Origin of the sequence: Fluviicola sp. (genome assembly GCF_030151805.1) — a bacterium.
GTDB lineage: Bacteria > Bacteroidota > Bacteroidia > Flavobacteriales_D > Crocinitomicaceae > Fluviicola.
The window spans coordinates 1-4,382 of record NZ_JASLCN010000416.1 but is presented as its reverse complement, the minus strand read 5'-3'; the positions used below and the strand labels follow the sequence as shown (position 1 = coordinate 4,382).

Annotated in this window: 2 protein-coding genes and 1 pseudogene; 1 reads left to right on the top strand and 2 read right to left on the bottom strand. The window is 43.7% G+C overall.

Annotation, left to right across the window (positions count from 1 at the left end; genetic code table 11):
* A pseudogene (locus Q1V93_RS15735) lies at positions 1-199 on the bottom strand (aspartyl/asparaginyl beta-hydroxylase domain-containing protein); the annotation flags it as partial.
* On the bottom strand, positions 196-681 hold the full coding sequence (locus tag Q1V93_RS15730) for a hypothetical protein (RefSeq protein ID WP_300665964.1): 486 nt from the start codon (positions 679-681) through the stop codon (positions 196-198). The gene Q1V93_RS15730 and the pseudogene Q1V93_RS15735, both read right to left, overlap by 4 nt.
* A 230-nt stretch (positions 682-911) precedes the next feature.
* Here Q1V93_RS15730 and Q1V93_RS15725 point away from each other — a divergent pair, with 230 nt between their 5' ends.
* Positions 912-3,995: a PKD domain-containing protein gene (locus Q1V93_RS15725; protein ID WP_300665963.1), complete on the top strand. Its 3,084-nt coding sequence runs from the start codon at positions 912-914 to the stop codon at positions 3,993-3,995.
* Positions 3,996-4,382: the final 387 nt, after the last annotated feature.

Sequence of the window (4,382 nt, the reverse complement as noted above, 5' to 3'; positions counted from 1 at the left end):
CTTCCATCGGAACAAAAATGTTTTGCGCATCCCCGTTTTTTGCATAGAGCGAAATGGCGTTCCAATTTCCGACATAACCGCCGGTATTGAAATGCGGAATCCATTTGCTTTCCATCACCAAAGACAAATCATGTGCTAATTTCCCTTCATCGAAACGAACCGGGAATTTAAGGTGTTTTATCACTGTACTTTCGCTCATCTCAACCATTTTATCATTTGTGGAAATGCTTCCGTTCCTTCTAATTTTGCTTTTCCCGGACTGTTACACAATCCCATCCATTCCAACAAAGGAAGTCCGACATAGTTTTCTGCGTTGAATGTTGTGATCAGCCATTCGGACTGATTCTTGTATCCATTCGGGTGAAAGACCACTTCCGGTGCAATATTCAAATGCAGAAGAGCTGCATACGACCACAAAATAGCCGCAATTTCATCTCCTTCACCCGGCCAGTCCGGATCCATTTCACTGGTTCCGATTAAGTTTCGCTGTTCCGCTGAGGTTACCGCCAAATGTCCGGCTTCGTGCAGTAAATCTCCGGGATATTTCAAGCGTTTGGAATCCATGAGAATGGTGCTTTTTTCCAGCGCAAGTCCCGGCAGAAAGCAATCATCCGGCAATTCCGTTTCAACAACGGGAATTCCGATTTCTTCTAAAAAACGAATGATTTTTTCGCGCTCCATGGATGTGAATAGTATTTCAGTTCTTGAAAATAAAAAAAATCTATCAGTCGGGGTGAAAAATTTTTCACCCCGACTGATTTACTAAACAATTTACAATTTGTTTACTAAAACGATTAAGTTATTGATTACAAATTCATTAAACATGAATTTAATACTTATTTGACAGGAATTTAATCCTGAGGGAGTATCATCACCCTACCTTTGCGCCAAACTAATTTGAGATTCGCGTTATGAGCTCTATTTACACTTTTCTCAGCCTTTTATCCGGATATTTTTCCCGATCTGTCAAACAACTACTTACTCTTACTTTCCTTGGTTCCTGCGGAATTCTTTCAGCTCAGGTTACTGTAGGTTTCCAGGGAGGAGAAATTGGTGATCCATGGGGATTTACTTCTACCGGAGCGAGTGCATTATCCATTTCAGAAGCTACCCAAACACCGAATAAAGTAACAGGAGCAACTTCGCTCGTAGTGGGCGGAAATACAGCAGGCGGAAACTGCTTTGCGACCGGAAGCGGAAACGGTCCGGCAACAGCACGAACATTTACCTTCAATTCCTTAGACATCACATCCAGCAATGCTTCTACAAGGACATTGACTTTCAGCTGGGGAAACCGTTATCCCGCATGCAGCGGAACGGGATGGGACAGCGGTGAAAACCTGGTCTTCAGAGCTTATCACGACGGTATTGCACAAGCTCCTGTTACATTGGCGACAGGTAATAATAATGCCCAATTCAGCATTTTATCGAATAGTTATACCTGGTCTGTTCCGCCTTGCGTTTCGGAGTTTCACTTTATTCTAAGCATTACAACCAATCGTGCGGATGAATTACTGTTTATCGACAATGTGAAAATGACTGCACCTCAGTTAAACGGTTCTTTGGTCGTGAGTCCTGTCTCCGGAAATACTTCCGTTTGTATCGGAGCTACCGAAACGTACAGTGTAACACCGGAAGCCGGAGTTTCCTATACCTGGAGCGGATTACCAGCCGGAGCATCTTTTACAACCGGAAACGGAACGACTTCCTCTTCCAACATGACTATCAACTGGGGAACAACACCTCCGGGAACATACACATTGACCGTTACTCCTTCCAATTCCTGCGGAGGAAGCGGTACTCCTCAAACTATTTCAATCACGATTCTTCCTGCACCAACTCCGGTTACCATTTCCGGCCCTGCTTCTTTGTGCAACGGAGAAACCATTTCATTGACTTCCAGTTATACTACCGGAAATTCCTGGTCTCCAAACGGGGAAACAACTGCTTCCATTTCGGTTTCTGCTCCCGGAACGTATACCGTATCCGTAACAACTCCCTGTGGAATCATCACTGCTTCGCACACCGTAACACTCAATCCGGTTCCGAATATTCAGTCGGTAACTCCAACACCAATCAGTTGTTTCGGGACCAATGACGGATCTTTGACCATCGTTTCATCCGATCCCAATATTGAATTTTCATTGGACGGAACTACCTGGCAAGCCGGAAATACATTCAATAACCTGGCCGCCGGAACGTATACACCGCAGGTTCGTTTTGTGAACGGTTGTTCGACAACGCTTGCCCCGGTTATTTTTACAGAACCCGCTGCAGTTACGGCAAGCGCTTCCAGTAGCGGAACTTATTGCGACGGATCGCTGGTTTTCTTACACGGAACAACAACTTCAAGCGGAACTCCTACTTTCAGCTGGACCGGACCGAATAGCTTTACCTCCACCCTGCAGGACCCAACACATGTGGCACAAACCGGAACGCATACGTATCAATTGATTGTTTCCGTTAACGGATGTCAAAGTGCGCCTGTTTCAACAACAGTAACCATTTACGCTATTCCTGTAGCATTGGTATCCAATACGGGGCCCTATTGCGCAGGATCTCCAATCGTTCTAAACAGTTCTACGACTTCAACCGGAACGGTGAATTATTCGTGGACAGGACCAAATTCGTATACCTCATCTTTGCAGAATCCGGCTAACGCAACAGCTGCCGGAACGTACACACTTACAATCAGTGAAAACGGTTGTCAAAGCGCGCCGGTAAGCACTACCGTAGTTATTCATCCTTTACCGACAGCACAAGCTTCTTATGTTGCACCTTTCTGTACCGGAACAACCCTTCAACTAAACGGATCAACCACTTCGACCGGAACTGTTACTTATTCCTGGACCGGACCAAACGGGTATTCATCCACCCTTCAAAATCCTGCTGACGGAACAGCTGCCGGAACATATACATTGGTTGTTACAGAATCGGGATGTCCGGGTGCACCTTCCAGCATCAACGTTATCTCAGAAGTTCCTTCCTTGTCTGTTTCAAACGCCGGACCTTATTGTGCAGGAAACCCGATTCAACTGAACGGATCAACAACATCCGCGGGAACTGTCAACTATTCCTGGACCGGACCAAACGGGTATTCATCCACCCTTCAAAATCCTTCTGATGCAACACTTGGAGGAATTTACACTTTAGTGATCCAGGTTGGAAACTGTACGAACATTGCTTCAACGGTTGTTACCGTTAAGGCAAACCCTGTTGCGGCATTTTCTGCTTCTGCACCTTGCATGAATGACAGCGTGGTCTTTTTATCCTTCTGTTCGGCACCATCTCCGGAACTGATCACGAGCTGGCACTGGGATTTCAATGACGGTTTTACTTCTTCCGAGCAGCATCCGAAACATTTATTCAGCAGTACAGGAATTCATTCCGTGTTCTTAAAAGTGACAACAGCTTCCAACTGTATTGCAACAGCTTCCCAGGACATTGAAGTGAAAGCGGCTATCAGTGCGAATTTTCATTTTTCTCCTTCCAGCATTTCAACTCTGGATCCAACGGTTCATTTTGTAAATGCCAGTTCCAATGCTACCTCATATCTTTGGGATTTTGGATCTGAAAACACGCAATCGACAGAAAGCTCTCCGGACTTTGTTTACCCGGCTCATCCAGGTTCTTATACTGTGAAACTTGTTGCTTACAATGACGAAGGATGCAAGGACAGTATCACCAAGATTATTACTATCAAAGATGAAATGATTCATTATGTTCCCAATGCTTTCACGCCGGACGGGGATGAATTTAACCAGACATTCAAACCTGTTTTTTCCAGTGGTTTTGATCCACAGAATTATACCTTACAGATTTACAATCGCTGGGGCGAGACGATTTTCGAATCGCATGACACAAATATCGGATGGGACGGCAGTTACAGCGGTGAACTCGTGGTTGAAGGATCCTATATCTGGAACATTACCGTGAAGCAATTTCACAGCGATGCTTTTGAAACTTTTTCGGGTCATGTGACACTTATCAGATAATTGTGAATGCCGAATCGGAAGAATGATCTGGTAATAGGCAATAGTGGTGTAAAATAACTCTTTCTAATGTTAGAATTAAGTACAATCATCGCTATATCTATGCCTTATTCATGCTTTATTATAACCGTATTTATGTTTGATTATTGGAATATCAGTGTTGTCTGACCCGTCTTAAAAACAGCTATACCAATTATGGGTTAAATCCTGATTTTCAGAATCTAATTAAATGTTCATTTTTTAAAAAACTAAACCGATTAAATGTTTGATAATAAACATCTTAAATGTGATTTAATGCTTATTTGACATGCGCTTAATCCACTTCGAAAATGGCTGATCTAACTTTGTACTAAACATTAGCAATCCTGAATACCATGACTTCAATTTTAC

Bases quoted from the DNA above. Each gene is read 5' to 3' on its own strand.
- Q1V93_RS15725 (WP_300665963.1), top strand. From the start codon at position 912: ATGAGCTCTATTTACACTTTTCTCAGCCTTTTATCCGGATATTTTTCC.
- Q1V93_RS15730 (WP_300665964.1), bottom strand. From the start codon at position 681: ATGGAGCGCGAAAAAATCATTCGTTTTTTAGAAGAAATCGGAATTCCC.